Source organism: Mycobacterium sp. PS03-16 (assembly GCF_004570325.1).
GTDB lineage: Bacteria > Actinomycetota > Actinomycetes > Mycobacteriales > Mycobacteriaceae > Mycobacterium.
In genome coordinates this window covers 1-630 of record NZ_SPQO01000087.1, presented here as the reverse complement: position 1 = coordinate 630, position 630 = coordinate 1, and the positions used below count along the sequence as shown (strand labels likewise).

Below are 630 nucleotides of genomic sequence, written 5' to 3'. Positions count from 1 at the left end.
TCGGGCATTCGATGGGTGAGGTGACCGCGGCGGTGGTGTCTGGTGCTCTGTCGGTGCGTGAGGGGTTGCGGGTGATCGCCACCCGTTCTCAGCTGATGTCGCGGCTGGCCGGCCAGGGCGCGGTGGCGATGGTGACCTTGGACGCCGACTCCACCGCGGCGCTGATCGCCCGGTTCGACGGCGTGAGCATCGCCGGTCACCTCGGACCTGAGCAGACCGTGATCGCCGGTCCGCCCGCCGCAGTGGACGGGGCGCTCGCGGCGGCGACCGCGGCGGGGCGGTTCGCGCGTCGGGTGAACATGGAGGTCGCCTCGCATACGGCGTTGATGGATCCGATCCTCGACGAACTCCGTGTCGCGCTGGCTGATCTGGTGCCGCAGACACCGTCCATCCGGTTCTACTCCACCGTCGACGGCACCACATCGGCGCCGCGTCTGGACGCCGACTATTGGGTGGCCAACGTGCGCCGGCCGGTGCGCCTGCACCAGGCCGTCAGCGCCGCCGCGGCCGACGGGCACACCCTGTTCGTCGAGGTGAGCCCGCACCCGGTTTTGGTCCACGCCATCGGCGATACTCTCGGCGATCATCATCACCATGCGGTGGGCACGTTGGCTCGTGACACCGACGACA

The 630-nt window shown here is 69.8% G+C and carries 1 protein-coding gene; it reads left to right on the top strand.

Features of this window, described 5'->3' with window-relative positions:
- The coding region (locus E4P42_RS26810) for an acyltransferase domain-containing protein (protein WP_135129654.1) at positions 1–630 on the top strand (630 nt) is incomplete at both ends.